General features: G+C 40.3%; 11 protein-coding genes and 1 pseudogene. All 12 read right to left on the bottom strand.

Annotated features, from left to right (window positions below; all coding sequences use genetic code 11):
- Positions 1 to 369: 369 nt before the first annotated feature.
- The gene (locus ACUNWA_RS18315; RefSeq protein ID WP_445593378.1) at positions 370 to 2,763 is read right to left on the bottom strand and encodes a hypothetical protein; all 2,394 of its coding nucleotides are present in this window, start codon (positions 2,761 to 2,763) and stop codon (positions 370 to 372) included.
- 90 nt (positions 2,764 to 2,853) lie between these two features.
- Entirely contained in the window at positions 2,854 to 4,365 is a 1,512-nt protein-coding gene (locus ACUNWA_RS18310; RefSeq protein ID WP_445593377.1) for a SusD/RagB family nutrient-binding outer membrane lipoprotein, read from the bottom strand.
- A 19-nt stretch (positions 4,366 to 4,384) separates the two neighbouring features.
- Positions 4,385 to 7,957: a SusC/RagA family TonB-linked outer membrane protein gene (locus tag ACUNWA_RS18305; RefSeq protein ID WP_445593376.1), complete on the bottom strand. Its 3,573-nt coding sequence runs from the start codon at positions 7,955 to 7,957 to the stop codon at positions 4,385 to 4,387.
- A gap of 112 nt (positions 7,958 to 8,069) precedes the next feature.
- Entirely contained in the window at positions 8,070 to 9,050 is a 981-nt protein-coding gene (locus tag ACUNWA_RS18300) for a FecR family protein (RefSeq protein ID WP_445593375.1), read from the bottom strand.
- 63 nt (positions 9,051 to 9,113) lie between these two features.
- Positions 9,114 to 9,695 carry an RNA polymerase sigma-70 factor gene (locus ACUNWA_RS18295; RefSeq protein WP_445593374.1) on the bottom strand — a complete coding sequence of 194 codons (582 nt, stop codon included), beginning with the start codon at positions 9,693 to 9,695 and terminating at the stop codon, positions 9,114 to 9,116.
- A 496-nt stretch (positions 9,696 to 10,191) separates the two neighbouring features.
- On the bottom strand, positions 10,192 to 11,637 hold the full coding sequence (locus ACUNWA_RS18290) for an alpha-L-fucosidase (protein ID WP_445593373.1): 1,446 nt from the start codon (positions 11,635 to 11,637) through the stop codon (positions 10,192 to 10,194).
- A 228-nt stretch (positions 11,638 to 11,865) separates the two neighbouring features.
- Complete coding sequence (locus ACUNWA_RS18285; protein ID WP_445593372.1) at positions 11,866 to 13,068, bottom strand: glycoside hydrolase family 88 protein; 1,203 nt, start codon at positions 13,066 to 13,068, stop codon at positions 11,866 to 11,868.
- A gap of 99 nt (positions 13,069 to 13,167) precedes the next feature.
- Positions 13,168 to 14,589, bottom strand: coding sequence for a sulfatase family protein (locus tag ACUNWA_RS18280; protein WP_445593371.1), 1,422 nt, complete (start codon positions 14,587 to 14,589; stop codon positions 13,168 to 13,170).
- A 58-nt stretch (positions 14,590 to 14,647) separates the two neighbouring features.
- Positions 14,648 to 16,582, bottom strand: a complete 1,935-nt coding sequence (locus tag ACUNWA_RS18275; RefSeq protein WP_445593370.1) for a heparinase II/III domain-containing protein — start codon at positions 16,580 to 16,582, stop codon at positions 14,648 to 14,650.
- Between the two features lie 18 nt (positions 16,583 to 16,600).
- Entirely contained in the window at positions 16,601 to 18,166 is a 1,566-nt protein-coding gene (locus tag ACUNWA_RS18270; RefSeq protein ID WP_445593369.1) for a beta-N-acetylhexosaminidase, read from the bottom strand.
- A gap of 220 nt (positions 18,167 to 18,386) precedes the next feature.
- The gene (locus ACUNWA_RS18265) at positions 18,387 to 21,083 is read right to left on the bottom strand and encodes a glycoside hydrolase family 2 TIM barrel-domain containing protein (RefSeq protein WP_445593368.1); all 2,697 of its coding nucleotides are present in this window, start codon (positions 21,081 to 21,083) and stop codon (positions 18,387 to 18,389) included.
- 202 nt (positions 21,084 to 21,285) lie between these two features.
- Positions 21,286 to 22,038, bottom strand: a pseudogene (locus ACUNWA_RS18260) (hypothetical protein); the annotation flags it as partial.

Below are 22,038 nucleotides of genomic sequence, written 5' to 3'. Positions count from 1 at the left end.
GTGGATCGGACATTCCGGGTGAATCTATCAGTGAAGTTTTATTGTTGATTGATTATTCAATTCATTGGCAAGAACCGATGAATATTTAAAAATAACGGAACCTCAGGTCAGGAGCCCTATGTTTCTTACAAAATAACATCTGTTTTTCATATTAAAACTTTTTATAAGATGTTTATTTTCAAATTTCTGACCATTTACCCCTGTAAGCATGATCATCGAACATGATATCACTGCTATTTTTACAGTTCATTTTTTTTCACTCATTAGAACCTAATAAAATACATATAAAAAATAACTAGAGTGTATCTCTCAGCATTACCCGCTAGCCCTCAACCTATTTAATGAGGAATGCAGTTTTTGAAACATAGTTTATTCCAGGTTCAGATAATGGCTTACATAAGGGAACTGACTAGTTATCCAGACCTCGGGTTTCAGCTGTGTTGCATCGGAGTTAACAAGTACCACAACCTCCATTTCTTTTCCGATCATCCATTCATCCACGGGGATATAATAAGTATAGTTCTGTGTTACATTCCCTTTATGACAGACTCCCGATTCCCAGGTATTAGAAGGGTAAGAAATACTTCTATCCGGTGCACCAACATACTGATCTCCAACCCTTAATGCAGCATACGCTCCTTCCGTTCCGTGTTCTCCGTTTATTGCTACGCACAAATACCCCTTAACCGGTATCTCATCTAATATAAATGAAGCATTCCAAGCCGATTGCGCTAAAATATTATTATAGTCGGCAAAAAGGTTGGATGCTCGCCAATTACTTCGGTCAACATTATCTCCGTCATGGTCTATTCCTATTATTTCTGTCATTCGATCCGGAAATTCAGGGATTTTAAGATAACGAAAGCAATCATTTTCAGGCAAATTAAATTCAATTTCATCGTTAATGAATCCTTCGATTCTTTTCCAATCTCGTAAATTGTTTGACACATAGGCATAGATTCCCTCTTCCGGTTCCAGCGGCTGAAGGGCATAACTGTCAGGATATTTAATTACAATTTTACTAAGTTGTTCCGGTGCGCCCATGTCTAAACGGAAACAGCCACCATTAATCTTAAAATCTTTATAACGACGCCGGCATACATAAAAGCTGGTTTCCTCATCACCATCAAAAAGGTACTTGTCCCAAATACCACGCTCAACAAATCTTTTCTGGTTAAAAAAAGCATCGCGGGCAGCTTTTACCTCCGGAACACTTGTTTCGCCCGAGCGTTTTAACGAACGCACCTCCAAAGCATTATTATCAGCAGCAAAACATGTTGCTTCGTATAAGGCAATTGCATCTTCAGGAACCTCTGACTTTTCGGCATTTGCAATTTTTCTGTGAGATGGTTCCTTCTGCATTTTTCCTTCAAACTCAATGGTAATAGACTTTCCATCGGTTATACCGGGAAGCATTCCTCCATTTATACTTGCAGACTTATATCGTTTAGAAACACCCTTAAATTTGAATGTTTTTTCCTCTCCCGGCTCCCCTAACACACTAAAGCGAAGTGGCTTGCCGTCCACATCCTGTATCAACTCATAGTCAACTCCCTCCAGGTACGGTTCTGTTATTTTATCAGAGGTAACACGAATTAAACAGGTTTTAAAAGGTAAAACCTCCACCAAAATTTCGTTACCGTACTTATGATTTCCCAAATATGTTTCAACAGGATGATGCCGAAACACTTTAAATTTCCTTCCTTTATTTTTAAGGCCAACAATTGTATCGAGTTTTAGGGTGAATTGTTTGGATTCCCAACTGTTGTTTCTTAGAGTTATCAAACGGGTATTTTCGTCTCCACGAGAAACTGCAAACTTTCCGTATTGTTCTTCCGGCAATATTTTTCCTTCCACCATAATATCGCGGTATTTTCGTTGAAAATTAAAGATGCGAGCCAACTTCGCAAACTCATTATCATTGAGCAACCAAGGATTTCCATAAATCTCGGGAGCCAGAATAAGGTTACGATTGAAAGCCTGCAGAATCAGTTCATCGTCCCAGCCATCGAGGCACGACGACAAACAAACCCCATGATCTTCAGTTAAACGACTAAACCCCGGCGGGAAACCTCGGTCGAGGGCACCTGCCCTGTGGTGGGTTGCAGTGGTTTCGTTCCAGATGTGACAGTCGGTGTAAGTCTCTACACCTTCCCATAAAAAGGTAGTGGCATACGGCTTACCTTTGGTCAAGCCGAGTCGATGGTTTAGCAAAATCAGGTCAGGACTGTATTTTCTGCATTCCTGCATCATATCAATAAAAGCATCTTCTTTTTCTGGCGGTAACGGACCACACACTTTATCAAACTTAAAAAGCTCGAAATCGTATTTCTTACAAAGTTCCACCATTTCGGCAATACGTTGCTTCTCCTGTTCTACAGAATTACCAAACCCGTCGGGGCCTCCCCAAACTCCAAGCCTGATACCAAGTTCTTTTGCTTTTTCGTACATGGGATCAAAACCTTTGGGAAATTGCTTTTTAAAACGTTCGCTTTTTGTACTTCCGTAAAATTTAGCCCCGTCAATTGCACCGGCATCAAAAGCATATATATCCAGTTGCATTCCGTACTCTTTTTTTAGCCATTCGAAAAATGCAAGGTTGGTTAAGGTATGTTCTTCGGTTGCTCCTTCGTTGGTGTTATTTATCCACGAAAAATACTGGGCACGTGCGGGAGTTCTTTCATCGGCTCCGGGAAATATGTCTTGTCCTTTCAGAATAAAACAACTCAATACGATGAAGAATATTAATATAAATCTTTTCATAATTCATGGTTTATAAAAATTGAGGTTGCCCTATTTTTTTTTGGGCAACCTCTTAACTAACTACACTAATATTAATGCACTGTAACATAATCATCTAACATCCCACCACACACTATGCAACATACTATTTCTGTTTGTTGCATCAAATGCCATGTCAAAGTTTTCTTTATTATAGAGCATCTCAGAATCGGGATACGCAACTCTACTTGGCCATTCACCATTAGTATCACCCAGATGAACTTTAGGAGAATCACTTGCCAAACGCTGAGGAATTGCCGGATATCCAGTCCGTCGCATTTCAGAATAAGCTTCAATCGAATTGGTCATTAGCGCTACCCATTTCTGCATGGCTATCTGCTCAAATTTTTCTTCATCAGTTCCTGATAAAACAGTTGCTTCAGAGGCCATAAAAGCGTCAATATCATCTTCAGAATAATGGAATTCATTAACCAATTCTCCGTTGCTGTTTATGAACTCATCTTCTCTGTGCCAAAATTTGAGAGAAGCTTCAATTCCTTTCCGGTACCAGTCATTTGCCAACTCGTCAGAAGCAGTAACTCCCAAACCAAATAAGCAGGCCTCTGCTTTCAGAAAACATACCTCCGAGTACATAATATTCAATGTAGGCAAATCCTTCTGATAGGTAACCGATCCGGCATATGAAAAATTAGCCCGGGTTAAAACATCATCATACCCATTGGGCAGACCGTCAAAGCCTTCAGCATTATCACCTTCAACAACAGGTAAAGCATAACATGGAAGACGAGGATCGTTATTCTGTTTTAGAAAATCAACCATTAATTTACTTGTATTGGTTCTGGTACCTGGTTTTAACTCATTATACTGTGGATGATAGTAACCATTTTCATCCCAATTTTCAAATGCAGCCGATTCTTCCGGGCTATCAATTAAAGGATAATTCCATACATCTTGTAAAACTGATATTGCTTTTGTTTCATCTACAAAACGAATACGCAATGCCATTCTGAGGCGAAGAGAATTAGCAAACTTTTTCCAACGTTGTAAATCCCCATTATAGACCCTATCACTTGATCCTAAATCAAGAACACTTTCATCTCCAATTAAATCAATGGCTGTTTTTAAATCATTAAAAAGAGCATAATAAATATCCTTTTGTTTATCATATTTAGGGTTTAATACCGGATTTCCATTCTCATCTAAAGCTGCTGCTTCTGAAAAAGGGATATCACCATAACAATCTGTCAACTTTTGAAAACCAAAAGCCCGAAAAATAAGAGCAACTGCTCTACTGAGTTTATCAACTCTTTCATTGCTATCCTGTGTTCTTTTTATGGCATCTTTCAAATTATTGTTTGCTATATATACTTCATCCCAAATCCCACTAGGAAAACGAAAATATTGACCGGCAGGGAACGAGGTTCCCGCATAATGATATGCAATATCAGCCAAATTTGCAAAATCGGAATTATTATTGAACAGGGCTTCAAAAGAGCTATTAATAAGATAAAGAGGATCTGCATCGTTCACCTCGTTGATATTGGTATTTACATCTTCCATATCCCTGGTTGTACAAGCTGTAAAAACCAGAACAAATAGTAAAAATTTATATGAATATTTCATGATTCTAACAATTTATGAATTATAACTTCAGCTTTACATTAAAAGAGATAGTTCTTGCTGATGGCCAATAACCTGTTTCAATACCTTTCTGTCCATTTGAAACAGTATTATAAACATAGCTATCTGGATCATAATGCTCTGTTCCTTTGTAGAACAAAAATAGATTACGCCCCACAAGAGATAGATCAATTGAAGAAAAAGACAATCTTCGGGCAATTGACTTTGGCAAAGAGTACCCTAAACTTAGCTGACGCAATTTCACATATGATGCATCTTCAATATCGTTTCCGGCAATCTGACGATTCCAGCTATGATTGTCCCAATATTTATCAGGTCTTGCATATCGGGTATTTTCTCCTTCATTTTTAATCCCCCCAATCTGTACACCTTCTTCATTAACCAGAGCCGGATCATAAAATACACTCTTGCCAACCATTAAGTCATTTCCACCTGTTAGAATCCATTCAGATGTGCTTTGCCCTGCTGCTATTCTTTCTTGTTCCGACCTTATCCATTCTTCACGTCCGGCTAAAGAAGCAACTGAAGTTCCCTGTTCATCCATATCAATATTTGTACGGGAATAAATCTTTCCTCCAACACTTGCATCCACCTGAACCCCAAAAGAGAGATTTTTATAGCTAAAGTTATTTTGCCATGAGGCAGTAAAATCAGGTTCAACTTCTCCCAAATCAACATATTCTTCTGTCCTCATCGGGATCCCATTAGCATCAACAACTACCAATCCTTCATTATTTTTCAAATAGTCACGTCCCTGAATAGTTAAGTAAGACTTTCCTTCTTTGATAACATTTCGGGCAAAACTTTCTGCCGCAACCTGAATAGGCTGTCCACCATTAGGCAACTCAATTACCAACGATTTATTTTTGGCAAAAGTAAGTGCTGAATTCCATTCAAAATTACCTGTTCTTACTGGGTAAGTATCGAGTAATAATTCAACCCCCTTGTTTTGAATATTACCTCCATTCAAATTCATTGAATAATATCCGGTGGTTGCAGAAAGTGGTTGCGAAGGAATTATTTGATTATAAGTATTTGATTTATAGAATGCCATATCCAGGTTAACTCTACCTTTAAATGTCCTGATATCCAGACCAATCTCGTGTGACTTTACACGTTCCGGTTTCAAATCATTAAAAGGCAAAGTACCAGGATTGCTTTGGGAGATCTCCCCATTATTACCAAAAGAAGAGCTATAAACACGGTTAATCACGTAAGGATTGGTATCATTCCCTACCTCTGCATAAGAGTATCTAACTTTACCAAAACTTAGCCAATTGGGCATATTATCTTTAATTAATTCGCTAAATACAAAACTTGTCGTTCCTGAAAAGTACCCGTAGCTGTTATTATCTGTGTTTAAAGTTGAACTCCAGTCATTTCGGTATGTAAAATCAACAAACCAGGTATTTTTATATCCAGCTTGAGCTGATCCGTAAAGAGAATTAATCAGTTTTTCAACCTCATTGTAACTAAAGTTTTTCGAAGTTGTAAAGTTAATCCGTTCCAGTTCATTGGTTGGGAAACCGGTTCCGTTAAATGTTCCGAATTTTGCAAACGTTTTATATTGACTTCCACCAAAGTTTGCCGATAAAGTTAAATCATCAGCCATAAACTGGTCGTTCCACAAGAACAAGAAATCTGAGGTATAATTTTTTGTAAAACTTTCCTGGTAAATATATCTTCCGTCATAATTTCCCCAACGCGACTGCTTGGCATATACGGTATGAGCATCAAAATCAGCCTGATCGAAGCCGTATCGTACCATAACGTTAAAGTTATCATTAAAATCATAATTTACTTTCATATTACCAACTACACGCCTTCTTTTATCCTTGTTAACATCATTATACAATCCCCAATAGATATTACCTGTCCAGGTAGTAGTAGCCCATGTTACAGGATCGCCATCCTTAAAATTGTTAGGCCATACTTCACCAGAAACCGGATACTCGTATCTTCTGATATCTGAATCATAATAACTTCTTGGATTTCTGATTAGAAAATTAAAAGAATTTCCGCTGTTTCCTCCAACCAGTCGGTTATCTGCTTCTTGCTCCGAATAACTTAATTTCATATCAAAATTTAAGTTATCTGTAACCTCTTCTGTAATTCTTAAGGAACCACCTACCTTTTTTCCATCGCTAGCCTCCATGTACTCATTAACTTTCTGATACATAAATGAGGCAAAATAGCTCGCTTTGTCTGTAGCATAAGACAGAGATACATTATTATCAAATGTTGTACCAATACGAAACGGTTCTTTAATATTATCAGGTTGAGGAGAAAACTTACGTATAGGTTTTTCTCTTAACCAATACACATGAACATCTTGTCCTTCCATTTTTGGTCCCCAGCTTTCATCACGGGTTCCTCCGCCAATATATGGCAAACCATCGGGATCTGTTCCGGCAAACTCACCAATATTGGATTTTCCCTGGCCATAAACATTTTGAAGGTTTGGCCAAACATAAGCTTGTTTAAAAGAAACTCCCGATTTTATTTCCAGCCCAATTCCCTGATTTTTCAAGCGTTTTTTAGTTGTAATCACCAAAACACCATTGGCTGCCTTTGATCCATACAATGCTGATGCATTAGCTCCCTTCAAAACGGTAACGCTTTCAATATTATCTGGATTTAAATCGGATATCCCTTGACCTCGATCAAACCCTCCTGATTGTCCATAGTTGCTATTATCAAAAATAACTCCATCAACCACAATTAAAGCCTGATTATTGCCAAACACAGAGGAATTACCGCGGAGAACTACACGAGAAGAACTCATACTTCCAGTCGTTGATGTTGTGATTTCCATACCCGCGACTTTCCCTGTCATTGCATTAAGTAAATTTGATTCTGATGTTTCGCTTATATCTTTGGAACTAATCTCAGCAACCGAGTACCCCAATGCTTTCTTGTCTCTTCTTATACCTAATGCTGTTACAACGACTTCTCCAACACCAATCGCTTCTTCCTCCATCACAAGATTGATATTACCACGATTGTCAACTACAATCTCATGCGTTCGCATCCCTACAAAGGAAAAAACTAAAACACCATCCCCTGGAACATTTTCAATGGTATAATTTCCATCAAGATCGGAAACTGTTCCCTGAATCGTACCTTTCACAATAACTGCAACCCCGGGAAGTGGCTGACCTGAGGAATCCGTAATATTACCTCTTACGCTAACTTCGACATTCTGATCTTCTACATTAAGCGAAGACAAAATAACCTGACGTCCCTTAATCTCATAACTGATACCCGCTTCAGGTAATACTTGATCAAGCACCTTGTTGATTGGAAAATCATCGAAATTCACAGATACCATTTGGTTAACGTCAATCTCCCCACTGTAAAAAAAGCGATAAAGACTCTGTTCTTCAATTAAATTAAGAAAAGACTCCATTCGAACATTTTGAACATTCATAGTCAATCTGTTCGTTTGTGAAAACCCCTTTGAAGCAAATACTCCGATAACAGAGAAAATCAAAATGAAGGTTGTTAGTTTCATTTTCAATAAGATTTGATTGAGAGATGACCAACTGTCACCGCAACGTCGTTTTTTTTTCATAATTTTGTAATGATTGGTTTGTACTCCTTATAAATCAATTTTTAAAAAAGAAGTAGGAAGTCGCATTTCCTGCTTCTTTTGTTTTTAGTTAAGTCATTCTCTTATTTTTCGTTTATTTTTTCAACGCATTTACTTTTATCATCCGTTCTTTTGAATTATAATAATAGGTAACCGATGCTACCTTGCAAATAATATCCATCACTTCACTAATCGTCTCATTTTCGATGGTCCCAGAAAACCAAAGTCCTTCAAAATCGGCTCTTGAATACTGTATATCAACATTAAACCATCTTTCCAGACGTCGCATGGTCTCTGGGAATGTTTCTCGCACAAAGATCAATTTTCCATCTTTCCATGAAGTATATATCTGTGTATCTACCTGACCTTTTACGAACTGGTTATCGATAAGTTGGACTTGATTCCCAGGCTCTAAAGTTCCCAGTCTCGTCCCTTTCACATTCAAAATTTCAACTCGCCCACGTTCCAGTGTTGTTACAAATTCTCCTTCCTCATAGGCCTGCACATTAAAGGCTGTTCCCAATACCTCTACACTTCCTGATTTTGTTTCTACAGAAAAGGTATTCTTGCTTTTTGCAACATCAAAGAAGGCCTCTCCCCGAAGCTCAACAGCACGATTTCTATTAAAATTTGCAGCATACGAAATTGTTGATCCGCCGTTAAGCCATACTTTTGAGCCATCTGGCAATTCAAATTCGGTTTTTGCACCGTTCGGGACGCTAACTTTTTGCACTAGTTGCTTTTCATCACCAAGCTCCTGCCCTCGATACATCCAAACATTGGCTATAACTAAGCCCACCACAAGAGCAGCCGCTATTTTCAGTGCAATGGAGTAATACTTTGTTCTCTGCAAAGAGTGACTGAGCTCTTCATTTAAAATTCTCTGCTTGATTTTTTGCAATAAAAGTGGATTTTGTTCGCCTGAAAATATTTCCTGAGACTGTCGACGCCATTCATCATCCATAAACCGATGAATCTCCGGCTCATTCTTTTTCCAATTGATAAAATCAGCAAACGTATCAAACTCGTTAGGAGTAAGTACTGATTGAAAATATTTTTTGAATAGATTTTTCATTCTGTGTTGTCTATTAGTAATACACAGCAAAGGGAACCATCCCTAAAGAAAAATCAAAAAAAATTACAAAAAGAGGTAAAAATAAAGCACCGACAAGAGTCCCAACTCCTCCAATCGAACTTTTATCAGACTGATTGACTGCCCAATATGATACTCCACTGTTTTTGTTGAAATGTTTTTCTTTTCTGCAATTTCTTTATGCGAAAGTCCCTCGATGCGGCTCATTCTAAAAATTTCCTGTTGTTTGGGCGGCAATTCATCAATGAGGTTTTCAACCCTTTCTTTTAACTCATCATATTCCAAATTCCCCATCGTAAGATACTCTTCTGCCACAGAGGCCTCCACCATTTGATCACGAAACTTTTGGTTATTCAAACGGCTTCTTAGCTCATTCAGCAGTAAGTTTCGGGTTATGGTGAATATGTATGAATTAAAGGACTCTGAACTTCGAATCTCTTTCCGGTTGTGCCAAATTTTAAGAAAAACCTCTTGCAGAATATCATCAATTCCATACTCTAGCTTCAGAAATGATTTTGAGAAACTATAGAGTCGTGAATAATAATAATTGAATAATTCTTCCAAAGCCTGTTGATTATCTTCAGAAAGTTCTTTCAAGACTTTACTCTGATTAAATTCTATATCCATTGGGAAGATTTGATCTCACAAACTTATAAAAAGATCAGAATAAAAACACATAGGAGGCATTCCAAAGGATTCTTGTTGCTATTTTATTTGCTCAATAAGGAATATCAGAAATAGTAAAGTCAACGATAGTGATCTGTATAAAAAAAGAAAAAGCCAATCCCAACAGCCAAATGATAAGGTGGTGTCCCCCACCTAGCTGAAAAGATTGGCTTTTTTTGCTGGAAAAACTGACAAAATGTACTGGAAAGCCTACTCCCATCCCAGGAAGAACACCTGACATAGCTGGAAGAAGGCGAAAAAGATTAGGAAAGAGTAGTCGGTAATTCCCTTTTTTTAAAAAAAATACGCTCTCAAGCAAAGGCAGCCCAAATATTTCAACCACGAGTACTAAAAAAACTAGACTGAAGCGAATCTCCAGTCTAGTTAATAGTTCTACTCTATTGAGCTTGATGAGTCAGTATCGCATATTTAGCGGCAACCCACATTAATTACCCGATCAAATCTTTGGTTCCTGGAAGTTGTCAGAACTAGATTCGTCCTCTCCTTTATATTCCAGAATAAATACAGCAATCGAATCTGCACTCTTTTCATTCAGGCGGATAAAATAGTCATACTTGCCCGTTTTTTCCAATGTCAATGTTTTATTGGGCGAAGCAAGTGGGTAAACCTTAGCAATTTCCTTGTCTTTAGGAACTTTAACAGTTAAACCACCTGTAACAGGAACATTCGTAACCAAGAGGTAAGTTTTGCCGTTGGTTCTGCTTTTAGTAAAGTATCCCCAGTTCTGTTTATCCAAGCCAGCATAACCACAATCGTGGATTGCCTCCCCGTTTTTCTTCATCCATTTGCCAATATCGGCAGCCCGCTCAGTTTCTTCCGGGCGAATGTTGCCAAGTCCATCGGGGCCAAAGTTCAATACGAAGTTTCCATCCATTGATACGCAGCGAATAAGCATTTCCAACAACTCATTGCTACTTTTCACATGTCCCTTCCAATTTGAATTATAGCCCCACTGGTTTTCAGGGATGGTCATGACACAATCCCAGTCATTACCGTTCAAAACATCAATATTTGCCGGGATTTTACGTTCCCATCCTTGCTCATAATCTCCCATCATGTCGCCATTGGCATCAAAATGGCGATTGCCTTTTTCATCAGCCCGAAAGCGACTGCCGATAATCAAACCGGGAATCATTGAGCGCAATTCTTTTCCTAGCTCATCGGCAAATTCTGCTTGTTCAACCCAAGCTTTATCCCAGGTACCATCAAACCACAAACCTTTTGTTTCAGGATACAAATCGAGCAATTCCACCAATTGGTTGCGTGTAAACTGTTTGAACTCTTCGTAAGCCGGACGTTCATCATCGCTTTTAATTTTGCTGCGATAGCCCGGATGATTCCAGTCGATAATCGAAAAGTACAAATAGACATCAATTCCTTCGGCAGTATAGGCTTTTACTAAATCACCTACAATATCTTTTTTATAAGGTGAATTTTCAATGGTATAATCGGTGTATTTACTTGGCCACAAACAAAATCCATCGTGATGTTTTGTGGTAATAAGCATATATTTGGCTCCCATCTCTTTGGCTTGACGGGCCCATTTTTTTGCATCAAAATCTTTGGGATTGAATTGTTTGTACAACTGATCGTACTCATCGCGTGGCATCTCATTCCACGCACGAATCCACTCTGCAGCGCCCGGATAAGCTTTTCCGTTCCATTGTCCTCCAGGAATGGCATAAACACCCCAGTGAATGAACTGCCCCAGCCCATAATTACGCCAAGTTTCCATCATCGCATCTGTGCGTCGCCCCAATCGGTGTGCGCCATGCTCCAATGCAACAGAAGCTCTTTTGGGTTTTTCATAAAATTGACTGTAGCTCGGAGTACTTAATCCAATTAAAAAGATTACTAAAAAAAGAATAACGTTTTTTCTCATAACTAAAATTTTACCAGCGATCTATCTATTTGATTAATTGATTATTTATTTTAGGTTGTCGGCCATTTCCTGATGTTGCTCAGGCTGTTATTTAGCCAAGTTTGTCATTTCAAAATATCAAGTCGAATCAATTGCTAAACTAAAAGCAAACGAAGCAATTTCGAGGTGGTTAATACAGGCTCAACATTGCTTCGTTTGTGTTTATTCATGATGAAGTAAGGAATTGGGTTACTTCTCTAATTTTATTTTACGATTCAATGCTTCTAAAAAGTAGTAATCAGCATAGTTCAGAGGAACATCAATTTCAGCTCCATGAGGAATACTTCCAACAGAATGCATTAAAATGAAATTTCCGTTTTCACCTAGTGGTGCACGGTAAGCATCACTTCCCAAGCTATGCATAATTTTGTCAGCCCAACCTTTGTAAAAGTCATAGTCGGTATAGCTTGCCATTTCGTATAAAGCCGACGCCATAATAGATGCGGCAGATGCATCACGCGGCGTATTTGGAATTTCTGGCACATCAAAATCCCAATAAGGAACGAAGTCTGTTGGAAAATTCTTATGGTTGATTACGAAGTTGAATGCTTTCTGTGCTTGCTCCAAGTATTTAGGATCTTTTGTTTCGCGGTAGCAAACAGTGAAACCATAAATTCCCCAGGCTTGTCCGCGTGCCCATGCTGACTCGTGGGCATACCCTTGAGCGGTTTCCCTGGCACGAACCGAACCATCCTCTAGGCTGTAATCCACAACGTGATAACAGCTGTAGTCCGGGCGGTAGTGGTTTTTGATCGTGTTGTCGGCATGCTCTACAGCCAAATTGTAGAAGCTTGAATCGCCACTTAACTTGGTTGCATTAAACAGCAGTTCCAAGTTCATCATGTTATCAATAATTACAGGGCACTCCCATCCTCTTTGGGACTGCCAGCCACCAGTAACATTCCACGATTGAATGACTCCCGCTGTTGGACGGAAACGTGTTGCCAATGATTTTGCAGCCTGAACAATTACATCAGCATATTTGGGGTTTTTAGTCAAACGATAGCCATTTCCAAAGCTACATTCAATCATAAAACCAACGTCATGGTGCCAAGTCAAGTATTTAACTGAGTCCAATGCTTCCGTATATTTTTGGGCATAAGGCAACCAATAATCATCACCTGTCAACTCATACGTTTGCCACATGGAGCCTGGAAAAAAGCCGCTGGTCCAGTCTTCCCGGCGGATGTAACGAATCTTGCCATCTTTAATGGTCCTTGGATTCAGTACTTTGCCCGAAGCTTCAATTTTTTCAACTTGTAATTTCTGTTGAGCAGTAGCAAACTCAATATTTTCATTGATAAAGTTCGACTCTTCACCTTTCTGCGGTTGACATGCAACGATGGCAGTTCCAAGCAGTAAGGCAGCAATACTGTTTTTCAATTTCTTCATTTGTTCGTATTTATATATTTCAGTAATAAAAAAATCCTGAGTTTTAATCGCTCCGGTTGATCTTCCGAAGCATCAAAACTCAGGAAAATATTTTTGTTGTTATTCTTCTACTCGTCCAGGCTGACGTCTGCCAGTTCCTTCTGAGTTGGTTAAATCATCGCCCAAATCTTTTCTGGCTTCAACAGCCAATGCTTCCAGTTCTGCAAGCTTTTCCGGATAAAATTCCATGACATTGTAGCGTTCACCCGGGTCACGGCGAAGGTTATACAAACCTTTTTCAATCAAGGCATTTTCAGGTGTTTTCCCGGGTTGTCCGTCACGCCCTGGGATATTGTTCTCATAAGTACGTCCGTGGTGCTCAAACACCAGTTTCCAATCACCTTTACGAACAGCTTCCAGGTTATTTCTTCGGTAATAGTATAAGAAGCTTGTTCTTGGTTTAGTGCTAAAATCACCTTGAATTAACTGGCTTAAATTAACTCCATCAATCTTTTTCTCAGGCATTGGGCTTTCCGCCAATGTTGCGATGGTCGGTAAAATATCAATTCCCGAAGTCAGGTAATTGCATACCGCCCCTTCTGGAGTTACGCCTTTCCATTTCATTACACAAGGTACACGCTGGCCTCCTTCAAAAGTAGTTCCTTTACCTTCGCGCAAACCACCAGAGCTTCCGGCATGGTTTCCATAGGTCATCCACGGTCCATTGTCCGAAATCACAATGACCAACGTATTTTCGGCTAAATTAAGCTGCTCCAAAGTCTGATTAATTTGACCAATACTCCAGTCAATTTCCATGATCACATCGCCAAATAAGCCTTGCTCTGATTTACCTTTGAACATGTCTGAAACAAAAAGCGGAACGTGTGGCATGGGATGTGCCAGATACACAAAGAATGGATTTTCTTTATTCTTTTGAATGAAGTCAATCGTTCTTTTGGTAAAGTTCTGAGTAAATTGCGATTGATCCGGATTTTCCTGAATCACTTCATTTCCTTCAAACAAAGGAAGTAGCGGATAATAGTTCTTATTAACCGGATGATTTGGCCACATATCGTTGGAGTACGGAATTCCAAAAAACTCGTCAAACCCATGCTGAAGTGGCAAAAACTTTTCGCGGTGTCCCAAGTGCCATTTCCCAAAAGCAGCTGTCGCATAGCCTTTTTCTTTTAGTAACTCAGGAATGGTTTGCTCATCCGGATTTATACCGATCGTAGCGCTGTGGTCCAGAGCTCCATGAAACCCGACACGGTTCGGATAACAGCCGGTCAACAATCCAGCCCGCGAAGCGCTACAAACAGCCTGCGGAGAATAGAAATGTGTAAAAACAATCCCCTCGCCTGCCATTTTATCAATGTTTGGAGTCGTAAAACCTGTAGCTCCATTCAAAGAGACATCTCCATACCCCATATCGTCCATGTTGATAAGGACAATATTGGGTAAACGATCGGTTTTCGGTTTTTCGGTAGTTGCACAAGAAGCCAAGCCTGCAATGGCCACGCAACCAGTAATAACTGCTCTCATTCGTTTATTTTTTGTATGATATTTAGATATTCAGACATTTTTGATCTTCTCAACAAGCTTATTCAGGTTGAACAACAAAAGAGTAAGTTCCTTTTGAACGAAGTTTTGTTGCCGTAAAAGTTAATCGATAAAGGCAATCACCCCATACTTTCGACAATCTTGGATCGTCCAACGAGATCCGTTCAATCGTAGGCTTAAAGCCTGCTGCATCATATTTCAAACTTACGTCTCCTCCTTTTGCATGAATCAGGACAAGGCCCGACTCATCAATCTGAGGTCTTTCACGTGTCAAAAAATTGACTTGGTTATAATCTTTAGCTTCTTTCAATTCAAAACGATCAGTTATTGAAAAACGCTCTTTGCCTTTGAAAGAATAAGCCCGATTCCAGCTTTTTACGGCAGCTTCTTCCGGATAAGCTTGTTCCAGATTGGCTGAGAACTGTCGTTTTCCGGCATTAAACTTAACCGAGCTTGCTTTATATTTACTTCCATACTTTTGCGGAACACCATTGATCACTGGCAAGTTGTGGTAGTTACTTTGCATGGTCCAAATGGAGTACCGCTCGCTACTAAACGTTTGGCGGGTGTATGTTCCAACTCCTGCATCAACCAGCACCGGCTCGTTGTTGTAGTACAAAATAAATGTTCCCGCATCGTTGTGGTTGTGACTTTCATTATTGAAACCGCCTTTTCCAGCAAAAAAGAATCCGTTACTTTGGCGCATGTAGCAAAACTCCGTTTGTGGATACCACACTGAAGCTTCAGTATCTAGTGAGGCTGTTGTTGCTTTCAAGTCCTGGAAGATGGTTAAATTCTCCAAGGTGCGAAAAACATCTCGCCCGTGTGATAGACGGGAAGGATTGTTTTCCCTTTGATAGAGGTAAGCAGCAAACTGTTTTAGCAAATCGCTGTCAACGGCTCGCCCATATCGGAAAATGGTTCCCATAGGACCTCCACCTTTGGCTGATGCATCTGCAAAGTTGACTACCCAGCCGTTGCCAATATAGGACTTTGCAATGTACTCACCCATATTGCGGATTTCAGGCTCATCAAAAAGTGTTACCTCTCCTCCGGTTGCAGTCGTCAACAAGTCAAGGTAGTCAAATAGTTTACCGGCAGCATGTCCCCAGTAGGAAGGGCCTTCTTCGCAAGCACCGTCTGCATTCACGTAGTTGATAAATTTATCGACAGAAACCATGGTCCGGTGAACGGCTTCAGCTAACTTCTGTTGATCATCTTCAATCAGCAAAAAAGTAGCCAGCACATTTGAATTACACCATGGATTCCAATTGTTTACCATTGTTTTTCGAGTGGCATGAAACGCTTGCCACCAATAGTTGTCTCGTTCCATGTATGGAACCATAATGCGCTCACGCAAGTTGTCAACCAAACGCTGATCAACCAACGGATTCACTTTATTCAGTTCCTCTTTTAAGAAATAATGCACCCAAGCCAACATTGAGGCAACATCGCCTGCTGTCAGGTCAATCACCTCTTCTTTATATGCAGGAAGCGATGTTTTAATCGACTGAGCTCCATAAAAGTGTGCAGAAAGTGCCCAAGATGTCATTTCGCAAGAAAGCCACACACCATTGACAATTTGATCAACGAAACGACCTTCCCCTTCAGCAAGCTCTGCTAAAAAAAGAGCTGCCAAAGCGTTGTTATTTTCGCCAAATGGTTTTTGCATGATATCCCGGTTTCCACTTCTCTCAAATTCGAGATAAGCTGTGGCCGGAACGACATTCCATTCATAATCCAGGTAAGTCTCACCTTTGCGGATTAACTCGTCTTTCAACCCAACTGTTAGCTTGTCCCAAGCGGCACGATCAGCATAATCGGGATAAGTCACCCACTTTTGAGCAGGGATCAAGCTCTGCTTTAATTGGCTCAGGCTTGCTTCCTTTTGCAAGAGGTCTTTCTGCTCCCAGGCTCCTGCTGAAAAAACCGAAAAAAGGGTAATTAGTAGTAAAAAAGTTGTAGTCGTTTTCATATGTAGTTTGATTGAATATTATTTTTTCATCACAGGTTCGGGGTGTTCGTCAACATCAAACGGATTGAAGTAATATAAGCCAGCTTCTTGGTATTGTTTGAGATGAGGCTTTAAGCGCTCTAAAAAATCGGCGTAATCCTTTTGACTTTTGTCAGACCATACCGATTCGGCCATTGCAGCCAAACGGGGGAACAGCAAGAAATCAAACCGCTCAACTGAATCAACTGTTTCTGTCCAAAGGTTAGCTTGAAAACCAAGAACCAAATCGTATTCTTTTGCTGAAACCGGAAGCTGGTCAACAGAGAAAGTGTAGACATTCTCCAACTGGTTAAATCCACCAGCCCAGCGTCTACCAACTTTATGACCGGGGTGTTGTACAAAGTCAAAATACAGTGGAAGACGAGGACAAATGACTGTTTTATGTCCGTTTTTCAAGCCCAATTCCAATTGCTTGGGCTGGTCGTGGCGCCACCAGAAAATAATGCTGTTATCCTTTGGCAAGCCTGCATTGGCCATTTCATCCCAAACCAATACTTGGTTATTCATATTTAAAATCGAATCGGACATACGACGCATGAATAAGTCTTCAACGGCTTTCAAATCGGCCAGTTTTTCAGTCTTCATTAATTGTTGAACAGCAGCATCCGTTTTCCACTGGTGGTTTCCAAAACTGACTTCATCACCACCAACGTGAATCATTTGCGAAGGAAAAAGAGCATCCACCTCACGCAAGATATTGGTTAAATATTGATAAGTACCTTCTTTGGCCGGATGGAATGTAAAATCAGGGTATTTTTCTGAGCCGCCACCACTAAATTCCGGGTAAGCCCTGTTCGCCGCAGTAGCATGTCCGGGCATATCAATTTCTGGAATGATCACAATATGGCGTTCGGATGCATAAGCAACAATCTCTTTAATGTCTTCTTGCGAATAGTATTGGCAAGCTGCCTCTTTGTCTGAATGATTCCCCACTCCACCAACTTCGGCTAGTTTCGGATAATTCAAAATCTCTACCCGCCAACCAGGTTCATCTGTCAAGTGCCAGTGAAAACGGTTTAGTTTATAATAGGCCATCCAGTCGAGCAAGGACTTAACTTTCTCCTTGCCAAAAAAGTGCCGGGATTCATCCAGCATAACACCGCGCCATCCATAAGCCGGATTATCTGAAATATTCACACAAGCAATTGAATTATTTTGACTGTTATTTGCCAGTTGCAGTAATGAGATTATGCCGTAAAAGGCACCCTCTTTGCTTTCTGCCTGAATCGTTATCTGGTTGGGTGTAATGATCAACTCGTACAACTGCCCATTATTCAATTTCTGCTTTTCCAGTACAATTTCCGCTTCTTGGCTATTCTCTACGATCGTACTTGAAAGCTTTTGGTACCGAAGGAGTTCTTTTTGTAAGAAGTAGATTTCACCGGCGAAATCCGTATAACTCTGAATACGTAAGCCAGCATGCAATTGAAACTGGCCCTGCCCCATAGATGATGAAGTTGGAGCGGGAATTACATAGGCTATTTCTTGTGCCCAAATCTGCTGTACAGCACACAAAATGAACAAGATTAGAATTAGTTTTTTCATAGATAGGATATTTATTATTCACCTCTTTAGAAGACTCATCTCTCCTTCCTCTAAAGTCACAATCAATTATTTTTCTATTGACTGTTCGAAGATAATTAAAAGAAGTGGAATCGATTGCACAAATTTTATTCAAAACCAATTTTATGCATTTTTTTCTTGAGCCATTTTTGGGGGAGAAAAGAACATCTCCTCTCCCCAAAACCATTCCTATCGTCCAATTCTAATTGAGTCCTTCAAACTCTTCTTGTTGACGTTCAATCTCCTTTAGCTTCCACTGATTCAACTCACGCTGGGTTTCTTCTAACTTTTGTTTTAGCTCCTCAACTTCAGCTGGTTCAACATCATTGGAATTTGTTCTGGTTGATTGCCCAACCTTTGCTGCCGGCTGTTCATTGTAGATAAACGACATATTCGCAGGAATGCTTTCGATAACCAACTCTCCTTTTTCGAGACGGTTAATACCTCCAAATGCGGGTTTTGCAACAATGGATATTTTCCCAGGAGTAGTGGTTGAACGAATCAAAGCAGGAGCTGTTCCCCACTCTACTTGCCGTGGATTGGATCCAATTGCAGCATCACCAATCAAGCTGCCTTCCCCACTAACTTCAAAATAGATCTCATCTTCGCATAAACGCTTGACATTACCTCGATCGTCCTCAACAAAAGCAACGACTGTGAGCAAGTCAGATCCATCAGCTTGCAAAGGCGCACCAGCATGATCAGCCTTTAATACAATACGTGTTTTTCGACGGGCTGGCATACGGGTGCTGGTTGTTACCACCTTTCCATCTACAATTCCTTCGGCGACAACGGTTGCTTGATCAAACTTTCGAGCCCGATGTAATTTCTTTTCTTCCATGAAATCGAAAGCATCCTCAAAAACGACAATTGGATGTTTAATACCCGGCTCATCATTTCGTGCTTTTTGCGTTCCAACTTCTTTCCCAAACACGGTTAGCCGGACCTCATCGCAGTTGGTATAAACAGTAATATCTTCACTTGAAAAAGGTGAAAGTTCATTGGCAATAAAAACCATCGGCCCATTGTCAATATTCGAAATTTCAAGCTGAGGATCACGCTGACTACGGAACATGTACCAAGCGTATTTGGGCTGCCGGAACGCATCCATAATACCGCCCCAAAAAGGATCGGGATGGTAGCCCCGCTGGTGGTCGAACGAGTGCCACATGGTACCGCCTACATGCTGACGAGGTGTTTTGTACAAGCGGTCAATACATGAAAAAGGATAATCGGGTTTGGCATAGTGGTTGGCTTGGATTAACTGAGGAGCTTCGCCCCAACTAAGCGGCATCCGGCTAGTTGAGTTGTGTGAAGACCAGTCATCCACATTGTCGCCCCATTCGCGCGTAAAAACCGACTGCTCCATTTCATACTCATCGCGAGGGTGAGCAAAAACGACATCGAATATTTCGGTTGTTTCGGGGTGTGATGGCGACAAATCGGCTGCCGTATAAGCTCCCTGATAAGGAAATTCTTCGTGTACAATGTCATGAACAGCTTGTGCAAATTCTCTTGGATAATGTGTTTCGTTAAGAATTGGCTCCCAAAGCATAACACTTGGATGGTTACGGTCACGACGGATCATATTGCGGATATCGCTGTAAACACGTTCGCTAAAGATTGGCTTTTTGTTGTAAAACTGCCAACCAGGAGTTGCAACAATAACCAGCATTCCCAGCTCATCACAAGCATCCATAAAAGCAGGATCTTGTGGATAATGGGCAGAGCGAATCACCCGAAATCCAGCTTCACGTAATTTTTGGACGTCGCGCCAGTGCATATTATTCGAGATGGCACTCCCCACATAGGCAAAATCCTGATGACGATTGCCTCCAATCAACTTATCTTCAAAAGGTTTATTGTTAATATACAGGCCATCTCTTCCTCTAAACTCGATTTTTCGGATACCAATGCGAGTTCGGACAGCATCAACCTCACCTGAAGAACGCCCCAAAACACGAGAATCCAGCTGGTATAAATTCGGATGATCGGGATGCCAAAGCTCCGGATTGTCAACAATAATTTTCTGCTTAACTGTTCGGCTTTCGCCGGCTTTCATTGTCAGGCTGCTTTGGATTTTACCAACAGGTTTGTCTGATTCATCACGAATTATTGACTCCAGCTTCACGGTTTGTTTCTGTCCCGACTCATTCAAGACATGCGTTTCAACAACAACTGTTACCTGTTTTTCAGAAAGATTTTCGTAATGCACAAAAACACCGCCTCCGGCTACCACATCCGCAAAGTTAGGGTTAGTGATGTAAACAGGATTTGTTTCAACCAGCCAAACGTCCCGATAGATACCCCCAAAGTAGGCGAAATCCATTGTTTCCTGTGGCTTTCCTGGCGGATAATCCGGATCGTCGCTATTGTCGGCCATGACAGCTATACTATTATCTTTTCCAGGCTCAACATAATTTGTTACATCCACAATGGATGGCAAGAAACCTCCAAAGTGCGACTTTACAAGCTTACCGTTAATCCAAACTTTAGACTTGCCCATAATGGCTTCAAAATGGATAAATATCTTCTTACCAGCCTGCTCATCAGTTAGTCGAAACTGCTTCCGGTACCAGGCCACTCCCTGGTAATTTATCCCACCGCTGGCCTCTTCTGGTAACAATTCCAATCCATGTGGAACATTGAGTAATTCCCACGATGAATCATCAAAATCTGCTTGCCACGCATTTTCAACATCACCTTTGAAAAATCGCCAGCCAACATTGAAGTTATATACGATTCGTCCTTCACTTCCAGCTTTATAAAAACCTGCATGCGAATATTCTCTAGCACGAACCTCGATTGACTCTCCCGGCCATTGAGCCGAAACTCCAACTGCAACAATGGATAACACACATAAGGTGACCCATTTCAAAAACCATCTCCTCTGCTTCATTCTTTAATTTATTATTTTATCACCTGACAGTTAATAATCAATAAAGTCAGGCCTATGTTTAACTTTAATAAAAATCCAAGTCGGCTATAGCAGCCCATTTTCGATTGTTGACTTCAGCAACCGAAACAAATTTAATAAACCTTGCCAGACAAGAATTTCCAAGATCCACTTGCCGTTAATCTTGCTTTCTCTGGAACAACGACTATTTAAACAATAGTTTTAACTCCATCAAGTCAAGTTGTTGTGTAGGGTTAAATTTATCACTAATCAAGTATTCAATTATTGAATTTCTCAATTGCCCTGCTTCTGGTCGTTCAGTGAGTTTTGTTTCAATATCCATGCTACAAACCATCAATTTTCCTTTTCCAACTTTACATTCAAACAGTGTTCCCAATTTATGATTTCGTCCATAATGATCAATCACACGAATAATGGGGTTTACATTAATGCTAAGTGTATCCAAAATAATGGAACTCGACATTTCCTGCAAACTCCACCATTGCCAGTTGCTATGATATTCTGTAGGAAAATTCTCAAAAACAGGATGTTTTGGATCGCACATAATCCCCATGGTTGTATTTCCTCCTCTGGGTTTTGTCCAGAACCAGGTCGGACTCCAAAAAACGGTTTTCGGATTTCCCTCAAGGTAATTTCTTAGGTTTTCCTTGGCAGGTAACAACAAAACATTTTCACCATCTTCAAGCGCTTCTATTGCTTCTGTATCCAAGGTGTTCCGAATGACCAAACTTTGTGGCCAGACCTTTGCCTCAGCTTCAGGATAACACCAAATATCCCAATCGTTGAGGTATTCGGTTCCTTCAATTTCAACAGATACGGTAAGTTTGGCTGCCGTTTCTACAAACGACAAATCAACATTTATATCGCCTAAGGCAACACGTTCGCCTTGCGGAATATCCTGCAACCCGAAATTTCCTTGTTTAAGGATTTCTCCTGC

Source organism: Sunxiuqinia sp. sy24, assembly GCF_052677165.1.
Note: the sequence above shows the minus strand (reverse complement) of the source record. Positions and strands in the feature narration are given on the sequence as shown.

Coding starts and splice junctions, on each gene's coding strand:
- ACUNWA_RS18285 (WP_445593372.1), bottom strand. CDS start 13,068: ATGAAGAAATTGAAAAACAGTATTGCTGCCTTACTGCTTGGAACTGCC.
- ACUNWA_RS18265 (WP_445593368.1), bottom strand. CDS start 21,083: ATGAAGCAGAGGAGATGGTTTTTGAAATGGGTCACCTTATGTGTGTTA.
- ACUNWA_RS18280 (WP_445593371.1), bottom strand. CDS start 14,589: ATGAGAGCAGTTATTACTGGTTGCGTGGCCATTGCAGGCTTGGCTTCT.
- ACUNWA_RS18310 (WP_445593377.1), bottom strand. CDS start 4,365: ATGAAATATTCATATAAATTTTTACTATTTGTTCTGGTTTTTACAGCT.
- ACUNWA_RS18305 (WP_445593376.1), bottom strand. CDS start 7,957: ATGAAAAAAAAACGACGTTGCGGTGACAGTTGGTCATCTCTCAATCAA.
- ACUNWA_RS18300 (WP_445593375.1), bottom strand. CDS start 9,050: ATGAAAAATCTATTCAAAAAATATTTTCAATCAGTACTTACTCCTAAC.
- ACUNWA_RS18270 (WP_445593369.1), bottom strand. CDS start 18,166: ATGAAAAAACTAATTCTAATCTTGTTCATTTTGTGTGCTGTACAGCAG.
- ACUNWA_RS18290 (WP_445593373.1), bottom strand. CDS start 11,637: ATGAGAAAAAACGTTATTCTTTTTTTAGTAATCTTTTTAATTGGATTA.
- ACUNWA_RS18275 (WP_445593370.1), bottom strand. CDS start 16,582: ATGAAAACGACTACAACTTTTTTACTACTAATTACCCTTTTTTCGGTT.
- ACUNWA_RS18295 (WP_445593374.1), bottom strand. CDS start 9,695: ATGGATATAGAATTTAATCAGAGTAAAGTCTTGAAAGAACTTTCTGAA.
- ACUNWA_RS18315 (WP_445593378.1), bottom strand. CDS start 2,763: ATGAAAAGATTTATATTAATATTCTTCATCGTATTGAGTTGTTTTATT.